This is a genomic window from Futiania mangrovi, assembly GCF_024158125.1.
Lineage (GTDB): Bacteria > Pseudomonadota > Alphaproteobacteria > Futianiales > Futianiaceae > Futiania > Futiania mangrovi.
Window position 1 is genome coordinate 664,403 of the sequence record NZ_JAMZFT010000001.1, and the last position, 25,620, is coordinate 690,022.

The window sequence follows — 25,620 nt, forward strand, 5'->3', positions numbered from 1 at the left end:
TCCGGGTGGAGATACGCACACCGTCAGGGACCGGTTCATTCCGGCACCAGGGTACAACCAGAGGAGAGATGGCGCAGTTCGCGGGCAACTGCAACCCTGTCCCGGCTGCGGCATCGGGGAATGCGCTTGAGCCGGGACAGGGTCGCGTCGCCTGGAGGGCCGGCCAGCCCTCGGGGAAAGGGCAGGCAGACCGGTTGCGGAATGTCACGCCCTGGCGGGTTGGGGCGAGCGTGTGTTCCGCGCAGCAGCAACCTAAACGGGAATTTACTGCGTTCTGGTTAACGCCGGTGCGCAGATCAGTAACCAGCCTCGCGGTCGACGAGAGATGCCGGGCGCTCGCCGCGTTCCAGCGCCTCGAACGCCTCGCGCAGATAGGCGATGCCGGTCTCGGGGCGCGTCAGGCTCGCCATGTGGGGGGTGAGCGTGATGTTCGGGTGCGTCCAGAACGGATGGCCGACGGGCAGCGGTTCCTCCCGGAACACGTCCAGCGTCGCCCCGCTCAACTGCCCGTCCGCCAGTGCCTGCAGCAGGTCCGCCTCGACGAGGTGCGGCCCGCGCCCGGCGTGGACCAGGTAGGCGCCGCGCGGCAGGGCGGCGAACAGGTCTGCATCGAGGATGTCCTCGGTCTCCGGCGTCAGCGGCAGCAGGCAGACGAGGATCTCGCTCACCCGCAGAAAGTCCTGGAGTTCCCCGGTGCCTGCGAAGCACGTGACGCCCTCCATCTCCTTGCGCGTCCTGCTCCAGCCGCGCACCTGGAAGCGCAGGTGGACGAGGCGTTCTGCGAGGTCGCGGCCCAGCGTGCCGAGGCCCAGGATGCCGACCGTCCGGTTCGGCGCCATCGGCGCGTCGAGCGGCTTCCACACCCGCTCGCGCTGCTGGCGTTCGTAGTCTGGCGCGCGCAGGTGGTGGCGCAGCACGTGGTAGGTCACGTATTCGGTCATGCCCGTCTTCAGCGACAGGTCTGTCATGCGCACGATGGGGATGCCGGGCTTCAGCGTCGCGTCGGCGAGGATATGATTGACGCCCGCCCATTGCGACAGCACGCCCCTCAGGTTCGGATAGGTGCCGAGCGGCGTGAACTGCGGCCCCGCGACGAGCACATAATCGATGTCCGCCGGGTCGCCCGTCTGCGGCGCGACGCGGACCTCGCAGTCCGCGAAGTGATGCAGCACAGCCTCGACCCAGGCATCGCGGCCGAAGTCCCGCCCGTCGTAAAGAAGTACCGTCAAAGCTCGCTCCCTCCGTCTTTTCATGAAACCCGGTCTGGCGCCGGATGTTTCACGCGCTATAGAGTTGCAATGCAACATGATGAGCCGCCACGGACAACCGCGCCGATGACGCAAGCCGATCCGCCCGCGCCCCTACGCCTGTCGCTGACCGGCATCACCCGCCGTTTCGGCGCGCTGGTGGCGAACGACGCGGTCGACCTCGACGTGGGGGCGGGGGAGATCCACGCCCTCCTGGGCGAGAACGGGGCCGGCAAGTCGACACTCGTGAAGATCGTCTACGGCCTGCTGCAGCCCGATTCGGGTACCATGCGGTGGGAGGGGCGACCGGTGCGGCTCGCGAGCCCGGCGGAGGCGCGGGCGCTCGGCATCGCCATGGTGTTCCAGCATTTCTCGCTGTTCGACGCGCTGACCGTGCTGGAGAACATCGCCGCGGGGCTCGACGGCCAGCGCGCGGACGCGGCGTTGGCGGCGCGCGTGCGCGACCTCGGGCGCCGCTACGGCCTCGACCTCGACCCGGACGCGACGGTGGCGGACCTCTCGGTGGGCGAGCGCCAGAGGGTCGAGATCGTGCGCGCGCTGCTGCAGGAGCCGCGCCTGCTCATCATGGACGAGCCGACGTCGGTCCTGACCCCGCAGGAGGCAGAGCGTCTGTTCGACACCCTGCGCGCGCTTAGGGCGGAAGGGGTGAGCATCCTCTACATCTCGCACCGCCTGTCGGAGCTGAAGGCGCTGTGCGACCGCGCCACCGTGCTGCGGGGCGGCAAGGTGGTCGCGACGCTCGACCCCCGCGCGGTGGAGCCCGAGGAACTCGCCGCCGCCATGATCGGGCGGGAGCTTGAGAAGGCGCAGCGCCTGACCGAACGGCGCGCCGAGCTGCACCACGCGCGCGCTGGCGGCGGGCAGCCGCCGATCCTGGAGATCGCGCATCTCTCCATGGGCGAGATCGGGCCGCACCGCACGCCGCTGCACGACGTCAGCTTCGCCGTGCGCGCGGGCGAGGTGTTCGGCATCGCGGGCGTGGCGGGCAACGGCCAGGGCGCGCTGATGGCCGCGCTGGTGGGGGAGGCGCTCGCGCCCGAGGCAGAGATGGTGCGCATAAGGGGCGAGGCCGTGGGGCGCATGGGGGCTGCCCGCCGCCGTCACCTGCTCGCGGCCTTCGCGCCCGAGGAACGGCTGGGCCACGGCAGCGTGCCGGAACTGACCCTGGGCGAGAACATGGTGCTGACCGATCCGGGCGGGCAGGGCGGCTTCGTGCGCGGGCGCGTCGTGCGCTATGCCGAGGCCGCGCGCAAGGCGGGCGATGTCATCGCGCGCTTCGGCGTGGTCGCCCGCGGGCCGGAGACGCCGGCGGCGAGCCTGTCGGGCGGCAACCTGCAGAAATTCATCATCGGCCGGGAACTGGCCAAGGCGCCGGCCGTGTTCGTCGCCAACCAGCCGACATGGGGTGTCGACGCGGGCGCGGCGCAGGCCATCCACCGCACGCTGATCGACCTTGCCGATGCGGGCTCCGCCGTCGTCGTGATCAGCCAGGACCTCGACGAGCTTCTGATCCTGTCGGACCGCATCGCCGCGCTGTGCGCGGGCCGCCTCTCGCCGCCGATCCCGCGGGAGGAGGCGACGCCCGAGAAGCTGGGCCTGATGATGGGCGGCGCGTTCGAGGCCGCGCGCGAGACGGAGGCAGCCGATGCTGACGCTTGAGGCACGGGCTGCACCCAGCGCCGCGCTCTCGATCCTTGCGCCCGTAGTCGCGGTCGGACTGACGCTCGCTGCGGGCTATCTGCTGTTCGAGCTTCTGGGCGTCGACGGGGGCCGCGCGCTCTTCGTCTTCTTCGTGCGCCCCGTGCAGGACCTCTACGGGCTGGGCGAGCTTGCGGTGAAGGCCGCACCGCTGATCCTCATCGGCGTGGGCCTCGCGCTGGGTTTCCGGGCCAATGTCTGGAACATTGGGGCGGAGGGGCAGTTCGCGCTCGGCGCGGTCGCGGGCGGGGCGGTCGCGCTTGCCGCGCATGGGGTGGAGGGGTGGTGGACGCTACCCGCCATGATCGCCGCCGGCGCGCTGGGCGGCGCGGCCTGGGCGGCCTTGCCGGCGCTCTTCCGCACGCGCTTCAACACCAACGAGATCCTGACCAGCCTGATGCTCACTTACGTGGGAGTGCTGCTTCTCAACTACCTCGTCCATGGGCCGCTGAAGAGCCCGGACAGCTTCAACTTTCCCGAATCCCGCCCGTTCGGCGACCTGGCGCTCCTGCCGGTCATCGTGGAGGGCACGCGCGCCCACCTCGGCGTTCTGTTGGCGCCGCTGGCGGTGCTCGGCGGCTGGTTCGTGCTCGCCCGCCTGCATCTCGGCTACCAGATCCGCGTGATCGGGCTCGCCCCGCGCGCGGGCGCCTATGCGGGCTTCTCTCAGCGGCGGATCGTCTGGGCGACGCTCCTGGGCTCGGGCGCGCTGGCGGGCCTTGCGGGCGTGGCGGAGGTCGCGGGCCCCATCGGCCAGCTTCAGCCCGCCATTTCTCCCGGCTACGGCTTTACCGCGATCATCGTGGCCTTCCTCGGCCGCCTGCATCCCGTCGGCGTGTTCTTCGCGGGCACGCTGATCGCGCTGAGTTACCTGGGCGGCGAGTTCGTGCAGATCGAGCTTGGGCTCCCGCTCGCGGTGACGGGGGTGTTCCAGGGGATGCTTCTATTCTTCGTCCTGGGGTGCGAAGTTCTGGTCCGCTACCGGATCCGGCTTGGCGGCGCGCGGCGCGCAGTGCGCGGGGGGGCTACCTGATGGACATGACCGCGGCCATTCTCGCGACCGTGGTGACGGCGGCGACACCCTTGCTGCTGGCGGCGCTGGGCGAGCTGATCGTCGAGAAATCGGGCGTCCTCAACCTCGGCGTCGAGGGCATGATGCTCGCGGGCGCGGTGGGCGGCTTCATCGCCGCCTCGCTCACCGGCTCGCTCCTGATCGCGCTGGTGGCCGCCGTGCTGGCGGGCATGGCGATGTCGCTCGTCTTCGCGGTGCTGGTGCTGGGTCTGCGCGCCAACCAGGTGGCGAGCGGACTGGCGCTGGTGCTCTTCGGCGTGGGGCTCTCGTCGCTCGCCGGGCAGGGCTATGTCGGCCAGTCGCTGGGCGCGGCCTGGCGCCTCTTCCCCGAAAGCTGGCGCGAGATCCCGTTCGTGGGGCCGGCGCTGCTGGCACATGGGCCGGTCGTCTATCTCTCGATCGCGCTGGTGCCGCTGACCGTGTGGTTCCTCTACCGGACGCGGGCCGGGCTGATCCTGCGCGCGGTGGGGGAGAACCACGACGCCGCCCACGGCCTCGGCCACGACGTCGTGCGCACGCGCACGCTGGCGATCCTCTGGGGCGGCGCGCTGGCGGGACTGGGCGGGGCCTATCTCTCGCTCGACTACACGCCCATGTGGGCGGAGAACATGACCGCCGGGCGCGGGTGGATCGCGCTCGCCCTCGTCGTGTTCGCCGCGTGGCGGCCTTGGCGGCTGATGGCGGGGGCCTATCTATTCGGCGGCATCACGATCCTCCAGTTGCATGCGCAAGGGGCGGGCTTCGGCATGCCGAGCCAGGTGCTTTCCATGCTGCCATATCTGGCGACGGTCGCCGTTCTCGTTATCATCTCGTCCAACCGGTCCCGGCTGTCGCTCGCCGCGCCGGGCTCGCTCAACAAGACGTTCCATCCGCCGGCCTGAGGGGGCCGGTTCACGAAAGGGGAGAGGTTCCGCATGACCATCACGAGACGCACCTTCACCGGGCTTGCGGCGGGCACGCTCGCCGCTGCCGCGCTGGGCCCGCGCGCCGCGCTTGCCGCGCCGAAGGTCAAGGCCGGCTTCATATACGTCGGCCCGATCGGCGATCATGGCTGGAGCTACCAGCACAATGCCGGGCGCCTCGGCCTGATGGAGGCGCTGGGCGCGGACGTGGCCACGAGCTTCGTGGAGAGCGTGTCCGAGGGTGCCGATGCCGAGCGGGTGATCCGCCAGCTTGCAACCACGGGCCACGACATCATCTTCACCACCTCCTTCGGCTACATGAACCCGACGCTGAAGGTCGCCCGCCAGTTCCCGAAGGTGAAGTTCGAGCATTGCACGGGCTTCAATCGCGCCGGCAACGTGTCGACCTATTCCGGCCGCTTCTACGAGGGTCGCCATGTGGTCGGCCTCATGGCCGCGAAGATGACGAAGACCAAGACACTGGGCTACGTCGCCTCCTTCCCCATCCCGGAGGTCGTGCGCGGCATCAACGCGATCACGCTCGCGGCCCGTTCCATCGATCCGGAGATCACGACGAAGGTGGTCTGGGTGAACGAATGGTACGACCCGGGCAAGGAAGCCGACGCCGCCAAGGCGCTGATCGACCAGGGCGTGGACGTGCTCTTCCAGCACACCGACAGCCCGGCGCCCGTGCAGGTCGCGCAGGAGCGCGGCATCAAGACGGTTGGGCAGGCCTCCGACATGGCGCGGTTCGGACCCGACGCGCACATGACCGCGATCATCGACTATTGGGACGCCTATTACATCGAGCGGGTGAAGGCCGTCATGGACGGCACCTGGGAGAGCAAGGACACCTGGGGCGGGTTCGCCGCCGACATGGTCCACATGGCTCCGTTCAACCCGAACCTTCCTGCCGAGGTCGTCTCGATGGCCGAAGCGGCTGTCGAGGGCATCACGTCCGGCAAGATCCATCCCTTCGCCGGTCCGGTCGTCAAGCAGGGGGGCGAGGTCGTGGCCAAGGCGGGTGAAACCATCTCCGACGAGGCGTTGCTTTCCATGAACTACTATGTCGAGGGCGTGCAGGGCGACCTGCCGGCCTGACGCGGATTTGCGTGCGGTCCGGGCCGTCCCCTCAGGGGGCGGCCCCAAATCCTGCGAGAAGCGGGCCGTCTCCTCAGGGGGCGGCCCGGCGCCGGTCGCTCGCCCGCCAGACGTATTGCAGCGCCATGGGCAGCAGGTAGATCGGGAACTGCACCAGCGCGAAATAGATCCAGGTATCGTGCGGCACGGCCGCGCCCATGCTGGCGATGCCGAGGCCCATGTTCCGCATGCCGCCCGTGAACGCCAGCGTGCGCGACGTGATCACGCCCGTCGCAGCGAAGGCGGCGCGGATCGCGCCCATCAGGCCTAGGCTCATCCCGAAGGCCAGCGCGACGAGGGCGAGCGTGAAGGCCGGCCGGTCGAGCAGGGTCCACAGCACCCCATCCATCGCTGCTACCGCGAAGATCACGATCATGACGACGGCCGCGCCGTCGATCTGCGGGCGACAGGCGGCGAGCCGCTCCGCCCCCATCCAGCCGCGGATCAGCCGCGCGCTCACTGCCGCCGCGCCAACGAGCAGGGCGAGGCGCATGGCAAGCTCCATCGAGGAGATGTCGACCTCGAATCCCGCGAGCGCCACGACGGCTGGGACCACCAGCGGGCTCAGCGCCGTGCCGAGCAGGGTGAGGACCAGCGACAGCGCTCCGTCGAGGCCCATCAGGTAGCAGGTGCTCGATGCCGAGACGAGCGGCGGCGCGCACGCGAACAGCACCAGGGCGAGCGCCACGTCATGCGAGATGACGTCGCCGAAGGCCGCGAGCAGGCCGACGACGACCAGCGGCGTGCCGACAGTCAGCGCCAGCATGAAGGCGATGACGAGGCCGGGCTTGCGCACGTGCTCCAGCGCGCGCACCATGTCGACGCGCACCAGCACGGTCGTCATCAGCCCGAACACCGTGACCGCGAGGAAGGGGCGCACCGCCTCCGCCGCCGGGGGGAACAGCAGCCCGACGAAGATCGCCACCGCAAAGATCGCGGTTCCATGACGGCCGCAGCGCGCCAGCCCGCGAAGCAGCAGGTCGAGCGGCCAGGCATGCGGCATCGGCGTTCCCCCTCCTGTACGGACCCGCCGTCCGAAAGGAACGGCGGCGCAAGGCATTGGCCGATCATAAGCGGAACCACCCCCCTTCTGTCTCGCGGTGTGCGGCGCATGTCTCGTCTGTGCCGGGGCGATGGGGAATTGGCGCGGGGGCAGTGAGACTGGCCGGCCGCCGCGCGTGTGCTATCTCGACGGCAGTCCCGCGACCCATGCGCGGGCGCCATCCGAGAGAGGGAGGTTTTGCCATGCTCGACCGCCGCACCGTTCTGAAGGGCGCGGGCGCACTGCCGCTCGCCGCCGTGCTTGCCGACCCCGTGCTTGCCGCCGCCGTCGCCGGCTCGCTGCCCGAGGTGACGATCACCACCGCGGGCGGCCGCCAGGTCAGTGCGGCTCTCGCGCTGCCCGCGACGACACCCGCGCCGGCCGTGCTGCTGATCCACGAATGGTGGGGGCTGAACGACCAGATCAAGGCCGTGGCGGCGGAGCTTGCGAACCAGGGCTATGTCGCGCTCGCCGTGGACCTGATGGGCGGCGAGGTCGCGACCACGCCGGAGGGCGCGCGCGCCCTGACCCAGGCGGTGAAGCCGGCGGAGGCGACCGACACGCTCGTCTCCTGGATCGGCTGGCTCCGGAGCCACGAGAAGACCACCGGCAAGGTCGCGACCATGGGCTGGTGCTTCGGCGGCGGCTGGTCGTTCAACGCTTCCGCCGCGACGCCGGTCGACGGCACGGTCATCTATTACGGCCGCGTGCCGGGAGAGGTTGCGGCGGTCTCGACCGTCGAAAGTCCCGTGCTCGGCCATTTCGCGACGCAGGACAAGTTCATCGACAAGCAGATGGTGGATGCCTTCGCGCAAGCGATGGAGAAGGCCGGAAAGCGCCTCACCGTCCATTGGTACGAGGCCGACCACGCCTTCGCCAACCCGACCGGCGCGCGCTATGACGAGGCGGACGCGAAACTCGCGTGGGAGCGGACGGCGGCCTTCCTCTCCGAAACGCTGCGCTGAGGCTTGCCTGCACGACGGGGCGCAGGGGCGCTTGCCCTTTGCGCCCCGTTTGCGCATATGTCCGCCCATCATGCGCGTTGACGAGTTCGACTTCGACCTGCCCGAAAGCCTGATCGCCCTGCGGCCCGCCCGGCCGCGGCGCGCCGCGCGCCTGCTCGTGTGCGAGCCGGGCCCCGCGGACGCGCCCTTCGGCGACGCGCGCGTCGAGGATCTGCCCGACCTGCTGACCCCCCGCGACCTCCTCGTCTTCAACGACACGCGCGTCATCCCGGCCCGGCTGAGGGGGGGGCGCTGGCGCGCGGGGGTGGACCTTCCGGTCTCCTGCGAACTGATGCTGCACCGCCGCCTCGACGAGAGCCGCTGGCTCGCCTTCGCGCGGCCTGCCAAGCGCCTGAAGCCCGGCGACCGTATCCGGTTCGGGGGGGAGGGGGGCGTCTGCCTGCTCGGCACGCTCGAAGCCACCGTCGAGGCGCGGGGAGAGCGCGGCGAGGTGACGCTCGCCTTCGACTTCGCGGGCGCGACGCTGGACGAGGCGATCGCAGCCCTGGGGGAGATGCCGCTGCCCCCCTACATCGAGGGGCGGCGCGCCACCGACGAGGCCGATCTCGCCGACTACCAGACCGTGCTCGCCGCGAAGGACGGCGCGGTTGCCGCCCCCACGGCGGCCCTTCATTTCGACGAGGTGCTGCTCGGCGCGCTCGACGCGAAGGGCGTGGGCCGTGTCACGGTCACGTTGCACGTCGGTGCGGGCACCTTCCTTCCCGTGACGGCGGAGGATACTGAGGACCACAAGATGCATGCCGAGTGGGGCGAGATCGCGCCGGAGGCCGCAGACCGCATCAATGCCGCGCGTGCGGCGGGCGGGCGCATCGTCTCGATCGGCACGACCTCGCTGCGCCTGCTGGAAAGCGCGGCTGGCGAGGACGGCATCGTGCGTCCCTTCCGGGGGGAGACCGACATCTTCATCACGCCCGGCTACCGCTTCCGGGCCGTCGACATGCTGATGACCAATTTCCACCTGCCGCGCTCGACGCTGTTCATGCTCGTCTCGGCCTTCTCTGGCACGGCGCGGATGAAGGCGGCCTACGCCCACGCCATCGCGCAAGGCTACCGCTTCTATTCCTACGGCGACTCGAGCCTTCTGAGCCGCGCCTGATGACCGAAACCTTCCGCTTCCAGCTTCACGCCACGCAAGGGCCCGCCCGCACCGGCCTGATCGAGACGCCGCGCGGAGAGATCCGCACGCCCGCCTTCATGCCCGTCGGCACCGCGGCGACCGTGAAGGCCATGACACCGGAGGGGGTGCGCGCGACCGGCGCCGACATCATCCTCGGCAACACCTATCATCTGATGCTGCGCCCGGGGGCGGAGCGGATGGAGCGGCTGGGCGGCCTGCACCGCTTCATGAACTGGCCGCGCCCGATCCTTACCGATTCCGGCGGCTTCCAGGTGATGTCGCTCGCCAACCTGCGCAAGATCACGGAGGAGGGGGTGCGTTTCCGCTCCCACATCGACGGGTCGGCGCACATGCTGACGCCCGAACGCTCGATGGAGATCCAGCGCATGCTCGGCTCCGACATCGTCATGGCGTTCGACGAGTGCACGCCCTTTCCCGCCACGCACGCGGTGGCGGAGGCGTCGATGGAGTTGTCGATGCGCTGGGCTGCTCGCTCGAGAGAGGCGTTCGGCGACCGGCCCGGCCATGCGCTCTTCGGGATCGTGCAGGGCGGCGTCTACGCGGACCTGCGTGCCCGTTCCGCGGATGCGCTGAAAGCCATCGGCTTCGACGGCTATGCCGTCGGCGGCCTCGCGGTGGGGGAGGGGCAGGAGGCGATGTTCGCCACCCTCGACGTGACCGTGCCGCACCTGCCGGCCGACCGGCCGCGCTATCTCATGGGCGTGGGCAAGCCCTCCGACATCGTGGGCGCGGTCGCGCGCGGCATCGACATGTTCGACTGCGTGCTGCCGACGCGGTCGGGCCGGAACGCGCAGGCCTTCACGCGCGAGGGCACCCTCAACATCCGCAACGCGCGCTTTGCCGAGGATCTCTCGCCGCTGGATCCGGGGTGCGCCTGCCCGACGTGCACGAATTACTCCCGCGCCTATCTGCATCACCTCGACCGGTCGAAGGAGATCCTGGGCGCCATGCTGATGACCCAGCACAACCTCACCTTCTACCAGGACATGATGGCCGCGATCCGCACCGCCATCGCGGACGGCACGTTCGATCCCGCGCGCGCCTATCCGGCCTGAGCCTCGCCAGCCATTTTCCGGCGCATGATCGGTTGACAACCGCCCGCGGATTGCCGATAAGCCCGGCCCACGGCGGGTGTATAGCTCAGATGGTAGAGCAGCTGACTCTTAATCAGCGGGTCCAAGGTTCGAGTCCTTGTACACCCACCAAAAATTCCAAAGAGAATCAGGTGACTAACCGAGGGGCCTAAAGCCCCGGGGGCCGATTGTCGCCCTAGGGTAACAGCAGACACAACCCGCGCCCCCCCCCGCACCCGCCCTATAGGCAACCGCCCAGAGTGCTCCTACGGATGCCGCGCGAGGGCCGCGACGGTCACGCTAGCGCCACCTGAAACCAGCCTGGGGAGGTGCCAGAGATGGGCGGCCTGATCGACGTTGCAGGAGAATTGACCGAGGTCGGGGGTTCGCGCCCTGAACGCGGACTTCATCAGGGCCAGCGCCATACGTGCCGCGTCAAGAGGCCGGACCCATGACCGCACCCCGCAACGCGATCAGCCAACGCTCATTTCGACCCTTGCATCAGCGGAGCCGTCCACACATGACAGCTCCCCTTCGGTGGACACACGCCAGACGAGAGGTATCATCAAGACGACCAGCTGACCTCTCCGGGGGATTCGCTGGAGAAGCCTAGTGCGGTAAGTTTTCCAGTATGATCAGGAACCAAACAATAACTTACATTCGCCGCCAGACTGTCCAAAATTTAGAGACAAGCTCTAGCTGATTTTCTCCAGAGATCATCGCTATTTGACGCGATGGATTTCCGTTCGACGGGACATAAGGATGACTCTGACGAAGCTGATTTCCGTGGTCGCAAGCTGTGTGCTCATTCTGAGTGGTTGCGGTGGCGGTGGCACACCGCAGCCGAAGACGCCGGCGGAACCGACCGTCTTTCTCAACAACGGCCCGTTCGAACAAGGCACCGTCAGCATCTTTCAACCTTACGTAGAGGGACATAGCGGCTTCGCCCGCTTGGCCTTGGAGAAATCGCCGCTGCGGAACGCTGCTGACAGTTACAGATGGACGCAGTCTGGGAAGACAGAATACGCAACTCAGCTCGAGGTCGTCCGCTCGGGCGATGCCTTCGCGTGGCGCCTCTTCCTCTATGGCCCGGGCGTGATCGAGGCACAGGCGGCGCCTGACGGCGAGGGCTACCTCTATGTCTGGCACATGCTCTGGCGTCCCGAAAGCACGATCACCGCCACCGAAATACTCGGCGCGGTTGAGTTCAAACGAATGCAGGCGGTCGAAACGCCAATTGGACGGGCCTTGGTCTCGGACTGGACCTGGTCTCCCGTAGCATACGCCATGCGCAAATCCACACACCCAACAGATCTTGCGTCTATGGACCAAGGCTGGCGGAGCGCTGTGCAAAGCATGTCGAAGGAGCGCCCGATCTATACGCCAGGGAAGACGCGGATCCTGATCGGCTGGGCCGATGTGGACTGGATCGCCGAACATCACGACCGCCAAGTCTTCGGAGACGAGGCGCTCGCTGCCATAACCGAGGCTGAAACCCAGTTTGCCGTGCGTGCACCGGAAGCCGGTGGTCGTGCCAAGATCATCATGTGGCTCAAGGAGAACTTCAATCCTGTCGCGCCCTACACGTCCCTCGAGCGCGCCTGCGGACCGCTTCCCGCCGGCTGGCGCGAAGACGGCATCGCGCCAAGCATACTCTCGGGCGATTACAGCCTTGGCGGAGCGCGGAACCGCGCGCGTGCGCTCGACACCTACGCCGTCTGCGTCGAGAAATTCAAGGAAGCCTACGATGTCGGCCCATATGCGGCGATCTATCCGCAGGTCCTTGAAAAGATCAAGGAATGGCAGTCCCTCGGCGGCGAGTTGGTGACTGACGAGAACGTGCCCAGTGCGGGGTTTATCCGCTCCTACGCCAGTCCGGCCCCCGAGGATGTCGAATACGCTTTCGACCAGCGCATCGCCATGGCCTCCGATCCGCGCGCGAAGGTGCGAACGGAACTTGCGGAAGTCGAACGCAGTGCAGCTGCATACCGCTTCCGCGAGGCGCGGAAGCGCCAGGAGCGGAATGAGGCGGAGCGCCGCCGTCGCATCGCGCTCCAGCAGGCCTATATCGCCAATGCCATGACGCTCAACCAGATGCGTGCCGAGAACGCCCGGCTTGAGCGTCAGACCCAGCGGATGATCGCCAGTTCGCTTAATGAGGGTCGCACGAACAACCGCTCCGGCGCAGGCTCGGGCCAGCGGAGCGCGGCGATCGGGTCCACCGGCGGGTCACCGGCATCGGGCGCTTCCGGCACCGGCGCCTCCTCCACGAGTTCGAACAGAAGTCAGCAGAACGCGCCGGGCGCGACGCAGCAGGCCGCCACGACACCCGAGGCTCCACGCAACGACGTGCTCTTCCTGTCGACTGGAACGATGGAGAAGGGCGGCTTCGACTGGAATATCCGCAAATGCCCGCCCTCGCTGTTCACCGGTGTCGGCATCCAGGAGGTCGCACAGCAGCGGTGTCAGATCGTGAACGAGATCAAGCTGTTCCGTCTGGGTCAACGGGCGCGCATCTGCCGAGAGCATGACGATCCGGAACTGAAATTTCCGGAGGCCTATGGCCCTCAGACCTACACCCACATCGTGCGCATCTCGAACCTCACTTCGGAGGAATCGAGCAAACTCCTCAGCCGGTATGGCGGTGCGAACCGCTATGCCCAGATGGCCGTGTCGAAATCCTCCGCCTCGCTTGCAACCGGGGCCGAGACCGCAATCATCAACGAGTACAACGCCAGGCACATGCGAGCCGCAGGCGAGCCTCATCTTTTCCGAGGCTTGCCGGATATGCAGACTTTCGTTCAGAGCAAGGGGTGCCGCGGCGTGCAGTTCGTTGACGGCTTCATGAACAACGGACGCACGGGGCTTTGATGGCACGAATGTCTGGCAGGTCACGTCAGAAGGAAATTCGTTGAGGCCGACAAGCGACGTCCCCAGCCTCCGCGGGGGCCCAGCCCCTTCCGCTATTTCAGGACTTCGCCGAAGGTCATCCGCCTCGCGGTGGCGATGTGCGTCCGGTTCCCGCGGTTGCTCAGAGCAGGCGACTGACCGATTCAGGCTAAGCCCTTCGTTAAAACGGCGGACGGCTTAAGACTCCCTCCCCTTTATCCCCGCTTCGAAGCAGCGCGCTAAGGCAAACCCCTTGTGCGAGCCGATCGCGTTGCCTGGCGGAGAGGCGGCGCCCAAACCCAAAAACGCTTGGAAGGGTCGGCTGCTTGCTATAGAGTGAATGAACAGTCAATCAAAAGATCGGCGCTGGGTGGCGTAGCGCTCATTCATCAACAGGCGCCGAACGAGGGGAGGACCGACATGAGGATCACCAAGCGTTCGCGACTGGCTGTCGCATGCAGTGTGGCTGCCGTAATGGCCTTGGGAGGCTTCGCAGCAAGCGTCGGCAGCATCGCAGGCGCGCATGCTGCCGAGGTCGAGGGGCCGAAGGTGAAATGGCTGCTGTCCGCCTGGGGCAAGCGCCGCGGCATTACCGAGGGGATCGAGTCCCTGGCCAAGCACGTCTCCGATGCCACGGACGGCAATTTCGAGATCTCCATCCAGTACGGCGGCGTTCTGTCGAAGCCGGCAGAGAACCTCGACGGCCTGAAGATCGGAGCGTTCGAGGCGGCGATGTTCTGCCCGGTCTATCATCCGGGCAAGACGCCGGCGTTGACCGGCCTCGACCTCGCGTTCATGCCGATCTTCGACATGGAGGCCCGCGCGAAGGTGCACGAGGCCTATTTCCAGCATCCGGTCGTGCAGCAGGAGTTCGCGAACTGGAACGCCCGCCCGTTGATCTCCGCCCTGATGCCGGGCTACGAGGTCATGGGCAAGGGCGAGCCGCCGCGCGAGATGAAGGACTGGGAGGGCCTGCGCCTGCATGCCGCGGGCGGAATGGGCGACGTGCTGCGCTCGCTGGGCGCGGTGACGACCACGCTGCCGGCGCCGGAAACCTACCAGTCGCTGGAGCGGGGCGTGATCGACGGACTGGCGTTCCCGTTCACCTATGCCTTCGCCGCCTACCGCCTGCACGAGATCTCCGACTGGTACACGTCGGACCTGGCGCTAGGCTCCACCACGTGCCCGGTGGCGGTCAGCCAGCAGGCGTGGGACGCGCTGCCGCAGCAATACAAGGATCTGATCGAGCGGGTGAAGCCGACCGCCTACAAGGAACAGCGTGAGAAGAACGTCGAGATCGACGCGAAGAACCTCGCGGCCTTCAAGGAGGCGGGCCTGACGCCGGTCAGCTATCCGGCAGAGGTGCGCCAGCAGATCATCGACCGGGTGGCAAAGCAGAGCTGGGAGAACTGGGTGAAGACGCGCTCCGAGCAAGGGCTGCCGGGGCAGGAACTGCTCGACTTCATCCTCGCCGAGGCCAAGAGCGCGCAGGGAAGCTGAGGACAAGTGCTGCGGGGGCGGGTCCTGAAGGGTCCGCCCCGGCCCGCAATTCACCGCTGGCCACCGCTGGCGTCCACGCCGCTACCGGCGAGGGCCGCGGCCGGTACAAGGCTACCGCGCGCCATCCCTGTTCCCGCGGCTCGAGCACAAGGGACCACGCCCCATGCGGCACCCGCTTCAGGCCTTGCACGAGGGTCTCCTGCGCCTCGAGATCGGGGGCGCCCTGGTGTCGGGGGCCTTCGTCCTCGTCATCATGCTCGCGGGCTGCGCCGAGATCGTCGGGCGGGGCCTCTTCAACGCCCCGATCCACGGCTATCTCGACATCATCGAACAGACGATGGTCGCGGTCGCGCTGTTCGGCGTTTCCTACTGCCAGGCGACCCTCGGAAACGTCCGGATGACGCTGCTGATCGGCGCGATGTCGGGACGCCCGCGCTGGGTCGCGGAAGCGGTGTCGCTGCTGGTGTGCCTGTTCGTCGCACTCATCCTGATGCAGGGGAGCTGGAACCATTTCCTGCGGGCCTGGCAGATCGGCGGCAGCACGGCGGAGATCGACATTCCGACCTGGATCAGCACGCTGCTGGTGCCGGTGTCGTTCGCGGTGCTCTCGGTGCGCCTCGTCCTGCAGATCCTCGACGCGGTCCGGGTGGCCGTGAACCCGGACACGGACCCGCTGGTGATCCCGGTGATGGACCATGGCCACGGCGCGGCCGACGAGCCCAAGGAGGATGGCGCATGGACCCCGTGACGCTGGGCTTCATCGGAGTGGGACTGCTGGTCGCGCTGATCGTGATCGGCGTGCCGGTCGCGTTCGCCGCCGCCGTCATCGGCATCGGCGGCCTCTGGTACATGCGCGGGATCGACACGGCCATCGGGCTTTCCGGCATCGTGCCGCACGCGACCTCGACATCCTATGAATTGAGCGTGCTCCCGCTGTTCATCGCTATCGGCTTCCTGGCGCTGCACGCGGGCATCACGCGGGGCGCGTTCCAGGCGGCGCGGCTCTGGCTCGGCCGCGCCCCGGGCGGGCTCGCCACGGCGACCATCTTCGCGAGCGCGGGCTTCTCCGCGGTCTCCGGCGCGAGCACGGCGACGGCGGCGGTGTTCACGCGCCTAGCGGTGCCGGAGATGGAACAGCGCGGCTACGACCGGGCGCTGGCCGCGGGCGTGGTGGCAGTAGGGGGCACGCTGGCTGCGCTGATCCCGCCGAGCGCGATCCTGGTGATCTACGGCATCCTGGTGGAGGAATCGATCGGCCGGCTGCTGCTCGCGGGCATCATTCCGGGCATCATCTCGATGGCCATCTACATGGTCGTCATCACCATCGTGGTGAAGCGCAACCCGTCGCTGGCGCCCAGCCTCGAACCGGTGCGGATGATCGAGAAGTTGAAGTCGCTGACGCAGGTGTGGGGCATCCTCGCGGTCGTTGGCGTGATCCTGGGCGGGGTCTATTTCGGCTGGATGACGCCGACGGAATCAGCGGCAGTCGGCACCGCGATCATCCTCTCCATCGCCGCCACGCGGGGCATGCGCCTGGTCGATCTGAAGGCGGGCCTGCTCGAAACCGTCAAGACGACGGCCATGATCTTCATGGTGATCTGGGGCGTCCTGGTGTTCGTGCGCTTCCTCGCCTTCACGGGCATGCCGGCGATGGTCACGGACGCGGTGCTGGAGCTGGACGTCGCGCCTTGGGTGATCCTGATGGGGGTGATCCTGCTCTATCTCGTGATGGGGATGGTGCTCGACGGGCTCGGCATGCTGATCCTGACGCTGCCGGTGATCTATCCGGCGATCATCGCGCTCGGCTACGATCCGATCTGGTTCGGCGTGCTGGTTGTGAAGATGATCGAGATCGGCCTCATCACGCCGCCGGTGGGCCTCAATTGCTATGTCGTGCACGGGGTCCGGCCGGACATCCCGCTTGAGCAGGTGTTCCGCGGCGTCGCGCCCTTCCTCGTGGGCGAGGTGGTGATCGTCGCGATCCTCGTCCTGTTCCCGGAGGTCGTGCTGTTCCTGCCCGACACGATGATGAACTGAGCCCGCCAGAGGGAGGGTCGCCAATGCGCCAAGCGGGTTTCATCGGCCTCGGCGCGATCGGCTGGCCCATGGCTGAGCGGCTTCTGACAGCCGGCGCTTCACTCGCCGTATGGGGACGCAGCGCCGCCCGCCTTCAGCGTGCGCGAGAGGCGGGCGCCGCTCTTGCGGACGATGCCGCCGCACTGGCCCGCGACTGCGAAACGGTCTTCCTGTGCCTGACCGACACCGACGCGGTGGAGGAGGTCGTCTTTGGCCCCTCCGGCATCGCGGAAGGAGTGGGGCGCGCCGGGGCAGGGCGGGTTCTTGTCGATCTCTCGACCGTCGATCCGGGGCGGACGCGCGTCATGGCCGCAAGGTTGACGGACACGACCGGCATGGGCTGGGTGGACGCGCCCGTCTCGGGCGGGCCGGCCGGCGCGCGGGCCGGAACGCTCGCGGTCATGGCGGGCGGGGCGGCGGCGGACGTGGAGAAGGTCCGGCCTGTGCTCGCCGCGTTCGCAGGCCATGTCACGCACATGGGGCCGGCGGGGTGCGGCCAGGCGACGAAGGCGTGCAACCAGATGATCTCGGCCAGCACGCTGGCGGGCGTGGCGGAGGCGCTGACGCTGGCGCGCGGGTTCGGCCTCGACGTGGAGAAACTGCCGCAAGCGTTGAAGGGCGGGTGGGCGGACAGCCCACTCCTCCAGGCCTACATGCCGCGCATGGCGTCGGGCGACCTGTTCGGCCACACGCGCACGATCCTCAAGGACCTGGGGATCGCCCGTGCGCTGGCGGCGGAGCGGGGGCTGAAGCTGCCGGTGCTCGACCATCTGCTGGCGACCTATGCCCGGGTGCTGGAGATGGGACAGGCGGAGAGCGGAATCGGCGGGCTCATCCACGCCTACGACGCGGACCGGACGGGGCGTGGGAGAGGCGGCGGAGAGGGCGGGGACTGAGCCGCGTCCGCCCGCTCAGCTCCGGGCGCGGGCGGCGAACAGCGGTCCGTCGGTGTGGGCGAGGACCACGATTTCCACGGGGGCGTCGAGCGGAATGGGGCCGTCGTCCTCCACCAGCGCGCAGCAGATGCGCAACCTCTCGTCCAGATCGACGATCCCGACATGGATCGGGGCTTGCTCCGCGAAGACCTTGGGTGCGGCGTGGATCACGGTGCGGGAATAGAGCGTGCCCCGGCCCGAAAGGGCCTCCCAGGCGTGCGCCTTCGACCAGCAGTGCGGGCAGAAGGGCTTGGGCGGGAAGGTGAAGCGGCGGCAGTCCCGGCATTTCGTGGTCTGGAAGCGGCCCTCGGCTAGCGCATCCCAGAACACGCGGGTCAGCGAGGTCGGGCGGGGCGGCCAGGCGCGGGGACGGTCGACGCGCAGGATCTCACAGGTCATCGGACGGCCTCCAGAATATGGACAAGGGCGGCGTTGTAGTTGCCCAGCTCGGCGCTGGTCGCGCCGATGGCGGCGCCCTTCACCTGGCGGTCCCCGGCGCGTCCCATCAGCTGCTCGAACGCCTCGACGGTATTGTAGAGTGGCGTGACATAGGCCGGGTGGCCGCGCGACATCAGGCTGCCGGAGGTGGAGACGGGGATGCGGCCGCCGAGCGCGGTCTGCCCCTCGGCCGCCTGCCGGCCGCCCTGGCCCCGGGGCACGAGGCCCATCGCCTCGGTCGCCAGCACCTCGACGATGGTGCAGGGGGCATAAAGCTCGGCGAAGGCGAGATCGGCGGGCCCGACGCCCGCCATGTCGTAGGCGGTGCGGCTCGCAGCCCTGAGCGCGCCAAGCGCGATCATGTCGTTCGGCTGCTCGCTGATCTGGTGCGCGCCCTCGTGATGGAAGCCGCGTCCGCGCACACGGACGTAGGGCTGACCGCTGGCGCGCGCGACGTCTTCGGATGCGACAACGATGCAAACCGCCCCGTCGCCCCGCGGCGGGACCTCGTAGAGGCCCAGCGGCTCGACGATGGGGCGCTGCGCCAGAACCTCCTCCAGCGTGATGGGGTCACGGTACTGGGCAAGCGGGTTCAGCGCGGCGTGGGCGCGGTTCTTGACCGCAACGCTCGCAAGTTCCGCGCGCGACGAGCCATGCTCATGGATGTAGCGCATGGCGTCCATGGCGTACCAGGCGATGGGCGTGAGACCGAAGGGCACGTGGAAGTCGACGTCCCCGGTCGCGCGCATGGAGGAATTCATGTGCTCGCCCGAGGGGGTCGCGCTCTCGAAATTGACGCCGAGAGCCAGGGCCACGCGGGAGCGCCCGCTCTCCACGTCGCGGATCGCCTGTTCTAGCGCGATGCCGCCCGTCATGCCGTTACCCAGCACCTCCATGACCGAGCCGTCGCAGGGCAGGCGGAGATAGTGCGCCATGAAGGTCGAGAAGTATTTCTGCAGCGTGTAGGGGCGGCACTGGGCGAGAATCAGGCTGTTCACGTCGTCCTTGGCTACACCGGCTTGCGCGATGGCGTCGACCACGAGCCCCGCGAGAAGCTCGTGTTCGAGAACGTGAAGGTCGGAATCCGGCTTCGACTGGAACTTGCCGACGGGCGTCGCCGCAGCGCCGATGATGGCCACCGATTGCGTCATGTTCTGACCGTCTCCCCCCGTGCTCACGGCGGCGCACCTTTCCAAGTGGCGCGCACTCATGTAGAATGAATGATCATTCAGCGGCGCGGGCCTGTCAACACGGCGGAACAGTGCGGGACGGGACAGTCGCAGCTGAGGCGCCGCGAGGCCCAGGATGGCAGATCGAATTGACTGTGTGTTCAGTGTGCGGTGCAGTATCGTGGCTTGAGTCGGTTGCGCCGGCTCGCCTGATGACGCAGGGTGCGCCGCCGCCAAGGGCGTGTGTGCAGAGAAACGAGGAAGCGGGCGGGACAAAATGGCCGGTGTCGGAACGTTGAAGCAAGAGCGTACAGGGAATTCCGAGGGCGGGATCGACCGGCGCCAGCAGTTCGTTGACGCGGCGACGCACCTGTTCTCGCGTAATGGCTATCACGAGACGACGGTCAAGGAAGTGGCCCAGTACGCGGGCGTCAGCCCGGGCCTGATCTACAATTATGTGCGGGACAAGGAGGAGCTTCTTTTGCTGGCGCTTGTCGGCGTGCTCGACAAGTACAAGGAGGAACTGCCCAAGGCGGTTGCACAGCACACCGACCCGATCGATCGGTTCGCCGCCGCGCTGGAGGCCTACTGCCGCGTGGTAGCCGCGATGCCGGAGGCGACGCTGCTGGCCTATCGCTATACCGCGCTGCTGCCGCCCGCCATGCGCGACCGCATCAAGGGCATGGAGATCGAGACGAACGAGATCATCTCGGACTGCATCCGGGAATGCATCGCGGCGGGGTATTTTCGCACGGTCAACGTGGAGTTCGTCACCTACCGCGTGGTCATGGTCGCGCACGGCTGGGCGCTGAAGGCCTGGCGGCTCGCCAAGATGCTGACCATCGACGAGTACATAAACGGCTCCATCGACTTGTTCCTGACGGCGCTGCTGACGCCGAAGGGCTTGCGCCGCTATCGCTCCAAGAGCCGCAAACCCGAAGGCGTCTGAAGTCCAGGCTCTCTCTCTCTCTGATTTCCCTGTTGCTGCCTGTGATCTCAAATCCGGGGCAGACCGCGAGCGCGTGCATGACCCCCGGGTGAGGGCAGCAACGTGCATGGGTGGCATACATCCGGGCTTTGCCGTCTTGACAGTGTTTTGCGGCTGAATGATTGTTCATTCGATATGGTCTGCGTCTCTACGCCGTCCGTCACCGCGAGTGGATGAAACGTGCAGACGCCAAAGCGCCGGAACAGACGGGCGGGCAGAATCCGACGCCGGCGAGCATGCGGGAGGGAATGCGCACGATGGGTGTCTTGCGGCCTGTCTACAGCCATAAGGATCTGCATCGGCTGATCGCGCCGAAGGTCGTGGCAGTCGTTGGTGCTTCTCCCGCTCCGGGGTCATTCGGGGAGCGCACGCTCTCCAATCTCAGCGGATTCGACGGCAAGGTCTATGGCGTCAACCCGAAGTACGAGGAGGCAAACGGGGTCCCGTGCTTCGCCTCGGTCACGGCGCTTCCCGAAACACCCGATTGCGTGATCGTCGCCGTGGCCGCGAAGTTCGTGGAAGGCGTGATCACCGAGTGTGCGGAAAGGGGTGTCGGGGGCGCGATCGTCTATGCTTCCGGCTTCGCGGAGACCGGAACGCCGGATGGGATCGCAGCGCAGGAGCGGCTGGTATCCATTGGACGCGAGGGCGGCGTGCGCATCGTCGGCCCGAACTGCGTCGGGCTGGTCAACACGCACCTGCGCGCGGGCCTGAACTTCATGGCGGGCTTCCAGGACATGAAGCTGGTCACGGGGCCGGTCTCGCTGGTCTCGCAGAGTGGCGGTCTCGGCTACACCATGTTCCAGGGAATGGAACGCGGGATCGGCATCGGCCACTACCTCGCGGCGGGCAATTCGGCCGACGTGGACGTGTGCGACCACATCTCCTACCTCGCCGACGACCCGGACACGAAGGTCATCGTCTGCCTGTTCGAGGGCGTGAAGGACGGAAATCGCCTCGTCGAGGCGGCAGAGCGCGCACGAGACCGGGGCAAGCCGCTGATCTTCTACAAGATGGGGACAGGCGAAGCGGCGCGGGAAACCGCCATGTCACACACGGGCACCATGGTCGGCGCGCAGGAAGCCTACCATGCCGCCTTCGAGCGGGCGGGCGCCATCGCCATCGACCGTCTCGACGGGCTGCTGGAGACGGCGAACTTCTTCGCGCGCTCGGGCGCGCCGCGTTCGGGCCGGGGCGTCGGGGTCATGGCGACCTCGGGGGGAGCAGCGGTCATCACTGCGGACAAGGCCGAACAGCATGGCGTGCCGCTGCCGCCGCTGTCGGATGCAACCGCCGAGGCGCTGAAGCAGTTCGTGCCGGGCTTCGGGTCCGTCGCGAACCCATCGGACCTGACAGCGGAGGTGCTGAAGACGCGGGAAACCTTCGTCGGCTGCTTCGAGGCGTTCGCGGCAGACCCCTCCTTTGACGCGTTGATCGTGCCGCTGGTCTTTGCGAGTCCGGTTAGCTCGGGCGCGCGTGCGCCGCTGATGAGCGAGATGGCGCGGCGGACGGGGCTGCCTATCGTCGGCATATGGATGAACGACTGGCTGCAAGGGCCGGGGAGCGAGGTGCTGGATGCGGATACGCACGCGTCGATCTTCCGGTCCTCCGATCACTGTTTTGAGGCCATTGCGCACTGGTTCCGCTGGCACCGGCGCCGCACGGAGGTGCAGGCGCGTGGCACGCCAGCGCGGTTGAGCGGCCGCCAGGCGGGGGAGGCGGCGCGGGCGGCGCTGACGTCGCTGCCCCGGGACACGCGCAGCCCGGACGAGGTGACGGCGAAGGACATCCTCGCGCGCTATGGCATCGGCATTCTCAAGGAGCGGCTGGCGAAGGACGCGCAGGAGGCGGCGCGGGTGGCGCAGGAGATCGGCTTCCCGGTCGCGCTGAAGATCGCCTCGCCCGACATCGCGCACAAGACCGAGGCCGGCGGCGTGGTCCTGAACCTCGCCGATGAAGACGCGGTGCGCACGGCCTTCACGCAGATCGCTGTGGCAGCGAAGGCCTACAATCCCTCGGCGCGGATCGAAGGGTGCGTGGTGCAGGAGATGGTGCCGGGCGGCCTCGAACTGGTACTGGGCGCGCGGATCGACGCGCAGTTCGGGCCGCTGGTGGCGGTCGGCCTCGGCGGGACGCTGGTCGAGCTGCTGCGCGACACCGCCGTCGGGCTCGCGCCGGTGAGCGCGGCGGAGGCGCGGGAGATGCTCGAAAGTCTCAAGGGCGCGGCGCTGCTGAAGGGCTATCGCGGGTCGGAGCCGGTGGACGTCGATGCGCTGGCCGAACAGGTCGCGCGCTTTTCGGAGTTCGTGGCCGACGCCGCGGACCTCGTCGAGGAGGTCGACGTGAACCCGGTCATCGTGCGCGGCGCGCGCGCCGTCGCGGTCGATGCGCTGATCGTGACGAAAAAACACGAGGGGAGGGGCTGATGGCGAAATATATCGAGGACTTCAAGGTCGGCGAAAAGGCGCAGAGCCCCGGCCGGACCATCACCGAAACGGACGTTGTGCTGTTCTCGGGTCTCTCCGGAGACACGAACCCGGCGCACACCGACGCCGTGCACTCGGCGAAAAGCCCGTTCGGACAGAGGATCGCGCACGGCGCGCTGTGCCTGTCGGTCTGCACGGGGTTGAGCGCGCGGATCGGTGACCTCGACGGCACGGCGATCGCCTTCCTCGGCATCGACGAGTGGCGCTTCCACGCGCCGGTGTTCTTCGGCGACACCGTGACGCTCCATACGACCGTGCTGGAAGCGCGCGTGACGTCGAAGGGCGACCGGGGCGTGCTGAAGCGGAAGATGGAACTGGTCAAGCAGGACGGCACGCTGGTGCAGAGCGGGCTGTTCACGACCATGGTCATGACGAGGGCGGGCGCACAGGCGGCCGGCAAGGCGGAGTGAGCGCGATGATGGAAACCGTCAATCTTTACGGGCTGTCGGAAGAGCAGTTGATGATCCGGAAGAACGTGCTCGACCTGCTGGAGCGCGTGCTGCCGCGGGAGAAGATCAAGGCGCTCGACAAGGCGGGCGAGTTTCCGTTCGAGGCCTACCAGGCGCTCGCCGACGCGGGCTGGATGGGGCTCGCCTACCCCGAGAAGTTCGGCGGCATGGGCGCCACGAACAAGGATCTCGCGGTGCTGATCGAGGCCATGGCCTATCACTATGGCGGGATCGCCACGGCCTATCTCACGACCATCGTCTACGCGGGGATGCATGTCTGCCGGCACGCCTCCGACGAGGTGCGCGAGGAGTTCCTGCCGAAGATCATGAGCGGGGAGGTGAAACTCGCGCTCGGCCTGACGGAGCCGTCGGCGGGCTCGGACGCGGCCTCGATCCGCACCCGCGCGGTGCGCGACGGCGACGAGTACGTGATCAACGGGCAGAAGCTCTACACGACCTGCGCCCACGTCGCGGACTACCTTGTCGTGGTTACCAAGACGAAGCCCGACGCGGGCCAGCGAGGCATGACGATCTTCCTCGTCGACGCGCGCCAGCCGGGCGTCACGATCCGGCCGCTCGACATGCTGGGACGGCACACGACGCACGCCAACGAGGTGTTCCTCGACAATGTGCGCACGCCGGCCTCCTGGATGATCGGGGAGGAGAACTGCGGCTGGTACAACCTGATGGACTGCCTGAACGTGGAGCGGATGTGCATCGCCGCCGTCGGCGCGGGCAACACGTTCAAGGTGCTCGACTACGCGCTCGACTATGCCAAGCAGCGCGAGCAGTTCGGCAAGCCGATCACCAAGTTCCAGGCGATCCAGCACAAGCTCGCCGACATGCGGATGATGGCGGAAACCTCGCGCCTGTTCGTCTACCGGGTCGCGGAACTGCTGGATAACGGGCAGCCAGCGGTGCTCGAAACCTCGATGGCGAAGGTCATCGCCACGGAAAATAATTTCACGTGTGCGAACATGGGGCTGCAAATCCTGGGTGGCGCGGGCTACACCACAGCCTACGACATGGAAATGTTCTTCCGCGATTCGCGCATCGGCCCCATCGGCGCGGGTACGAGCGAGATCCAGCGCAACATCATCGCAAAGATGATGGGCATGTGAGGCGGCGGCCGGGGCGCTCCCTTCCCCGGCCGTTCCTTCGGCCCGAGGGATGACGAGGAGAGGCATGGGACCGCTTGCAGGCATGAAGATCATCGAGTTCGGCGGCATCGGCCCCGGACCGTTCGCTGCCATGATGCTGTCGGACATGGGAGCGGACGTGCTGCGCCTTGACCGGACGGCGCCTAGCGGCCTCGGCGTGCCGCGCGCCATCGAGCACGATACCACGCGGCGGGGGCGGCTTTCGGTCGCGGTCGATCTCAAGGCGAAGGGCGCGCGCGAACTCGTGCTGCGATTGCTCAAGGACGCCGACGGCCTGATCGAGGGGTTCCGGCCGGGCGTGATGGAGCGGCTGGGGCTCGGCCCCGCCGACGTGCACGCGGTCAACCCGCGCCTCGTCTACGGACGAATGACCGGGTGGGGGCAGACAGGTCCGCTCGCGCCCGCGGTCGGTCACGACATCAATTACCTGGCGATCAGCGGGGCGCTGTCGATGATCGGACGGCAGGGCCAGCCGCCTGCGATCCCGCTGAATCTCGTGGCAGACCTGGGCGGCGGTGCGCTCTATCTCGTGGTGGGGATGCTTGCCGCGCTGCACTCGGCGCGCAGCACGGGAAAGGGGCAGGTGGTCGACGCGGCCATCGTCGACGGCATCTCCTCGCTGCTCACGACCTATTACGGCTATCACGCGGCGGGGACGTGGCGGCACCGGCTGGAGAGCAACGTCATCGACGGCGGCGCACCCTGGTACAATGTCTATGAAACGAAGGACCGGAAATACGTCAGCGTCGGCGCAGTCGAGGGCAAGTTCTACAAGGATCTGCTGAAGGGCATGGGGCTTGCCGATGCGGACCTGCCGGACCAGTACGACCGTGACAGCTGGCCCGCGATGAAGGTCCGCTTCGCCGAGGTGTTCGCCACGAAGACGCGCGAGGAGTGGGACGCCGAGATGGAGGGGCTCGACGCCTGCTACGCGCCGGTGCTGAGCCTGCCCGAGGCGATGACCCACCCGCACAATGTTGCGCGCGGCATGGTGCGCGACGTGAACGGCATCGACCACCCCGCGCCCGCGCCGCGCTTCGATGTCACGCCCGCGGACATCAAGGGCCCGCCGCGGCCGGAGGGTGCAGACACCGACGCAGGCCTCGACGCCTGGGGCGTGAGCGCGGAGGAGCGCGAGGCGCTCAGGCAGGCGGGAGTGATCGGTTAGGACC

Annotated in this window: 21 protein-coding genes, 1 tRNA gene and 1 pseudogene; 19 read left to right on the forward strand and 4 right to left on the reverse strand. The window is 67.9% G+C overall.

What is annotated here, in order from left to right:
• Positions 1 to 296: 296 nt before the first annotated feature.
• Positions 297 to 1,229 (reverse strand): 2-hydroxyacid dehydrogenase, encoded by a 933-nt coding sequence (locus tag NJQ99_RS03305; RefSeq protein ID WP_269331373.1) that lies wholly within the window; start codon positions 1,227 to 1,229, stop codon positions 297 to 299.
• A gap of 105 nt (positions 1,230 to 1,334) precedes the next feature.
• Between NJQ99_RS03305 and NJQ99_RS03310 the strand changes: the two genes are divergently transcribed.
• Genes NJQ99_RS03310 through NJQ99_RS03325 form a run of 4 tightly spaced genes read left to right on the forward strand, consistent with a single transcriptional unit; the run spans position 1,335 to position 6,041 of the window.
• A complete protein-coding gene (locus NJQ99_RS03310; protein ID WP_269331374.1) occupies positions 1,335 to 2,927 on the forward strand; it encodes an ABC transporter ATP-binding protein in 1,593 nt (530 codons plus the stop codon).
• Complete coding sequence (locus tag NJQ99_RS03315) at positions 2,914 to 3,999, forward strand: ABC transporter permease (RefSeq protein WP_269331375.1); 1,086 nt, start codon at positions 2,914 to 2,916, stop codon at positions 3,997 to 3,999. Before NJQ99_RS03310 ends, NJQ99_RS03315 begins: the two co-directional genes overlap by 14 nt.
• Complete coding sequence (locus NJQ99_RS03320) at positions 3,999 to 4,919, forward strand: ABC transporter permease (RefSeq protein ID WP_269331376.1); 921 nt, start codon at positions 3,999 to 4,001, stop codon at positions 4,917 to 4,919. The genes NJQ99_RS03315 and NJQ99_RS03320 overlap by 1 nt, the downstream gene beginning before the upstream one ends.
• A 33-nt stretch (positions 4,920 to 4,952) precedes the next feature.
• Positions 4,953 to 6,041 (forward strand): BMP family ABC transporter substrate-binding protein, encoded by a 1,089-nt coding sequence (locus NJQ99_RS03325; protein ID WP_269331377.1) that lies wholly within the window; start codon positions 4,953 to 4,955, stop codon positions 6,039 to 6,041.
• Between the two features lie 73 nt (positions 6,042 to 6,114).
• Here NJQ99_RS03325 and NJQ99_RS03330 read toward each other — a convergent pair whose 3' ends face one another.
• A complete protein-coding gene (locus NJQ99_RS03330) occupies positions 6,115 to 7,083 on the reverse strand; it encodes a hypothetical protein (RefSeq protein ID WP_269331378.1) in 969 nt (322 codons plus the stop codon).
• 242 nt (positions 7,084 to 7,325) lie between these two features.
• Between NJQ99_RS03330 and NJQ99_RS03335 the strand changes: the two genes are divergently transcribed.
• The 10 genes and pseudogenes from NJQ99_RS03335 to NJQ99_RS03380 all read left to right on the forward strand — a co-directional run bounded on the left by NJQ99_RS03335 (position 7,326) and on the right by NJQ99_RS03380 (position 17,719).
• A complete protein-coding gene (locus tag NJQ99_RS03335) occupies positions 7,326 to 8,087 on the forward strand; it encodes a dienelactone hydrolase family protein (RefSeq protein ID WP_269331379.1) in 762 nt (253 codons plus the stop codon).
• 70 nt (positions 8,088 to 8,157) lie between these two features.
• Entirely contained in the window at positions 8,158 to 9,243 is a 1,086-nt protein-coding gene (queA, locus tag NJQ99_RS03340; RefSeq protein ID WP_269331380.1) for a tRNA preQ1(34) S-adenosylmethionine ribosyltransferase-isomerase QueA, read from the forward strand.
• Positions 9,243 to 10,340, forward strand: coding sequence for a tRNA guanosine(34) transglycosylase Tgt (gene tgt / locus NJQ99_RS03345; protein ID WP_269331381.1), 1,098 nt, complete (start codon positions 9,243 to 9,245; stop codon positions 10,338 to 10,340). The genes queA and tgt overlap by 1 nt, the downstream gene beginning before the upstream one ends.
• 74 nt (positions 10,341 to 10,414) lie before the next feature.
• Positions 10,415 to 10,490 (forward strand) — tRNA-Lys (locus NJQ99_RS03350).
• Between the two features lie 630 nt (positions 10,491 to 11,120).
• Positions 11,121 to 13,229 carry a hypothetical protein gene (locus tag NJQ99_RS03355; protein WP_269331382.1) on the forward strand — a complete coding sequence of 703 codons (2,109 nt, stop codon included), beginning with the start codon at positions 11,121 to 11,123 and terminating at the stop codon, positions 13,227 to 13,229.
• Positions 13,230 to 13,310: 81 nt separating this feature from the next.
• Positions 13,311 to 13,394, forward strand: a pseudogene (locus tag NJQ99_RS16340) (IS6 family transposase); the annotation flags it as partial.
• 273 nt (positions 13,395 to 13,667) lie between these two features.
• Positions 13,668 to 14,747 (forward strand): TRAP transporter substrate-binding protein DctP, encoded by a 1,080-nt coding sequence (gene dctP / locus NJQ99_RS03365; RefSeq protein WP_269331383.1) that lies wholly within the window; start codon positions 13,668 to 13,670, stop codon positions 14,745 to 14,747.
• 163 nt (positions 14,748 to 14,910) lie between these two features.
• Positions 14,911 to 15,495, forward strand: coding sequence for a TRAP transporter small permease subunit (locus tag NJQ99_RS03370; protein WP_269331384.1), 585 nt, complete (start codon positions 14,911 to 14,913; stop codon positions 15,493 to 15,495).
• The gene (locus NJQ99_RS03375) at positions 15,483 to 16,784 is read left to right on the forward strand and encodes a TRAP transporter large permease (protein ID WP_269331385.1); all 1,302 of its coding nucleotides are present in this window, start codon (positions 15,483 to 15,485) and stop codon (positions 16,782 to 16,784) included. The genes NJQ99_RS03370 and NJQ99_RS03375 overlap by 13 nt, the downstream gene beginning before the upstream one ends.
• 23 nt (positions 16,785 to 16,807) lie before the next feature.
• Complete coding sequence (locus NJQ99_RS03380) at positions 16,808 to 17,719, forward strand: NAD(P)-dependent oxidoreductase (protein WP_269331386.1); 912 nt, start codon at positions 16,808 to 16,810, stop codon at positions 17,717 to 17,719.
• Between the two features lie 15 nt (positions 17,720 to 17,734).
• On the opposite strand, the gene NJQ99_RS03385 is transcribed toward NJQ99_RS03380, so the two are convergent.
• Positions 17,735 to 18,157: a Zn-ribbon domain-containing OB-fold protein gene (locus tag NJQ99_RS03385; protein ID WP_269331387.1), complete on the reverse strand. Its 423-nt coding sequence runs from the start codon at positions 18,155 to 18,157 to the stop codon at positions 17,735 to 17,737.
• Complete coding sequence (locus tag NJQ99_RS03390; protein ID WP_331283245.1) at positions 18,154 to 19,374, reverse strand: thiolase family protein; 1,221 nt, start codon at positions 19,372 to 19,374, stop codon at positions 18,154 to 18,156. The genes NJQ99_RS03385 and NJQ99_RS03390 overlap by 4 nt, the downstream gene beginning before the upstream one ends.
• Positions 19,375 to 19,642: 268 nt before the next feature.
• Between NJQ99_RS03390 and NJQ99_RS03395 the strand changes: the two genes are divergently transcribed.
• The 5 genes from NJQ99_RS03395 (at position 19,643) to NJQ99_RS03415 (ending at position 25,616) form a co-directional block, all read left to right on the forward strand.
• A complete protein-coding gene (locus NJQ99_RS03395) occupies positions 19,643 to 20,314 on the forward strand; it encodes a TetR/AcrR family transcriptional regulator (RefSeq protein WP_269331388.1) in 672 nt (223 codons plus the stop codon).
• Between the two features lie 296 nt (positions 20,315 to 20,610).
• Positions 20,611 to 22,779, forward strand: coding sequence for an acetate--CoA ligase family protein (locus NJQ99_RS03400; protein WP_269331389.1), 2,169 nt, complete (start codon positions 20,611 to 20,613; stop codon positions 22,777 to 22,779).
• Positions 22,779 to 23,249 carry a MaoC/PaaZ C-terminal domain-containing protein gene (locus tag NJQ99_RS03405; RefSeq protein WP_269331390.1) on the forward strand — a complete coding sequence of 157 codons (471 nt, stop codon included), beginning with the start codon at positions 22,779 to 22,781 and terminating at the stop codon, positions 23,247 to 23,249. The genes NJQ99_RS03400 and NJQ99_RS03405 overlap by 1 nt, the downstream gene beginning before the upstream one ends.
• A 5-nt stretch (positions 23,250 to 23,254) precedes the next feature.
• Entirely contained in the window at positions 23,255 to 24,409 is a 1,155-nt protein-coding gene (locus NJQ99_RS03410) for an acyl-CoA dehydrogenase family protein (protein WP_331283246.1), read from the forward strand.
• A gap of 64 nt (positions 24,410 to 24,473) precedes the next feature.
• On the forward strand, positions 24,474 to 25,616 hold the full coding sequence (locus NJQ99_RS03415; RefSeq protein ID WP_269331391.1) for a CaiB/BaiF CoA transferase family protein: 1,143 nt from the start codon (positions 24,474 to 24,476) through the stop codon (positions 25,614 to 25,616).
• Positions 25,617 to 25,620 lie beyond the last annotated feature (4 nt).

Bases quoted from the DNA above. Each gene is read 5' to 3' on its own strand.
- NJQ99_RS03310 (WP_269331374.1), top strand. From the start codon at position 1,335: ATGACGCAAGCCGATCCGCCCGCGCCCCTACGCCTGTCGCTGACCGGC.
- NJQ99_RS03315 (WP_269331375.1), top strand. From the start codon at position 2,914: ATGCTGACGCTTGAGGCACGGGCTGCACCCAGCGCCGCGCTCTCGATC.
- NJQ99_RS03320 (WP_269331376.1), top strand. From the start codon at position 3,999: ATGGACATGACCGCGGCCATTCTCGCGACCGTGGTGACGGCGGCGACA.
- NJQ99_RS03325 (WP_269331377.1), top strand. From the start codon at position 4,953: ATGACCATCACGAGACGCACCTTCACCGGGCTTGCGGCGGGCACGCTC.
- NJQ99_RS03330 (WP_269331378.1), bottom strand. From the start codon at position 7,083: ATGCCGCATGCCTGGCCGCTCGACCTGCTGCTTCGCGGGCTGGCGCGC.
- NJQ99_RS03335 (WP_269331379.1), top strand. From the start codon at position 7,326: ATGCTCGACCGCCGCACCGTTCTGAAGGGCGCGGGCGCACTGCCGCTC.
- queA (WP_269331380.1), top strand. From the start codon at position 8,158: ATGCGCGTTGACGAGTTCGACTTCGACCTGCCCGAAAGCCTGATCGCC.
- tgt (WP_269331381.1), top strand. From the start codon at position 9,243: ATGACCGAAACCTTCCGCTTCCAGCTTCACGCCACGCAAGGGCCCGCC.
- NJQ99_RS03355 (WP_269331382.1), top strand. From the start codon at position 11,121: ATGACTCTGACGAAGCTGATTTCCGTGGTCGCAAGCTGTGTGCTCATT.
- dctP (WP_269331383.1), top strand. From the start codon at position 13,668: ATGAGGATCACCAAGCGTTCGCGACTGGCTGTCGCATGCAGTGTGGCT.
- NJQ99_RS03370 (WP_269331384.1), top strand. From the start codon at position 14,911: ATGCGGCACCCGCTTCAGGCCTTGCACGAGGGTCTCCTGCGCCTCGAG.
- NJQ99_RS03375 (WP_269331385.1), top strand. From the start codon at position 15,483: ATGGACCCCGTGACGCTGGGCTTCATCGGAGTGGGACTGCTGGTCGCG.
- NJQ99_RS03380 (WP_269331386.1), top strand. From the start codon at position 16,808: ATGCGCCAAGCGGGTTTCATCGGCCTCGGCGCGATCGGCTGGCCCATG.
- NJQ99_RS03385 (WP_269331387.1), bottom strand. From the start codon at position 18,157: ATGACCTGTGAGATCCTGCGCGTCGACCGTCCCCGCGCCTGGCCGCCC.
- NJQ99_RS03395 (WP_269331388.1), top strand. From the start codon at position 19,643: ATGGCCGGTGTCGGAACGTTGAAGCAAGAGCGTACAGGGAATTCCGAG.
- NJQ99_RS03400 (WP_269331389.1), top strand. From the start codon at position 20,611: ATGGGTGTCTTGCGGCCTGTCTACAGCCATAAGGATCTGCATCGGCTG.
- NJQ99_RS03405 (WP_269331390.1), top strand. From the start codon at position 22,779: ATGGCGAAATATATCGAGGACTTCAAGGTCGGCGAAAAGGCGCAGAGC.
- NJQ99_RS03410 (WP_331283246.1), top strand. From the start codon at position 23,255: ATGATGGAAACCGTCAATCTTTACGGGCTGTCGGAAGAGCAGTTGATG.
- NJQ99_RS03415 (WP_269331391.1), top strand. From the start codon at position 24,474: ATGGGACCGCTTGCAGGCATGAAGATCATCGAGTTCGGCGGCATCGGC.